This window comes from Vibrio sp. 378 (assembly GCF_033339435.1).
In genome coordinates, this window is record NZ_JAWOUO010000427.1 from 1 (window position 1) to 768 (window position 768).

At 49.1% G+C, this 768-nt stretch carries 1 protein-coding gene; it reads right to left on the reverse strand.

The features are described from left to right. Window positions 1–768: PAS domain-containing protein (locus tag R7Q48_RS26730; RefSeq protein WP_318133254.1), on the reverse strand; the 768-nt coding region annotated here is incomplete at both ends.

Sequence of the window (768 nt, forward strand, 5' to 3'; positions counted from 1 at the left end):
CCGCTTATGATTAAGGAAAATTTCAATGTCGTGATCTTCTTGACCCGTTTCCAGAACGGTATATAAGTCGCTGTCGCGTAATGTATCCGTAAGCGGTTTGTTGAGCGCCTTATCTCTGTCAATGCCGAGAATCTGGCAAGCACTGCGGTTGATGGAACGAAGCACACCTTGTGCGTCAATGCTGAGTACACCTTCTTTGATAGTACTCATGGTGACTTCCAGTTCACCATACAGACGGCCGATCTCTTCTGGTTCGAAGCCTAAAATCGCGCGCTGGAATTTTCGAGACGCGTAATTGGACACCACGGCATTTGCCACCACTACAACGACAACCATCAAAATTAAAAAAGCGAGGAATGGCTCAATGCGATCTTGGAGCCTGTCGAGCAAATACCCCACCGACACCACACCAATGATGTTACCTTGTGCGTCGAATATCGCCGCTTTACCGCGGACGGAATAACCCAAAGAACCGCGCGCTGTAGACACATAGGATTGACCTTCGACCAGAGCTCGTTGGTTGTCGCCCCCTTTCATTGGCTTACCAATTCGCTCATCTACCGGATGAATTAAGCGCACGCCTTGGTTATCCCCAATCACAATAAAGGCTGCACCAATCGCTTTGGTGAGCGCACGAAAGGACTCTTGATAAGGTTCTGGCTGCTGAGCTTCCACCATCTCAATGACGATTTCAGACTCTGCGAGGAAACGGGCAACACCGAGTGCCTTTTCACCCATTTCGTGTTCTTGATTGACTTTGAGGTAGGT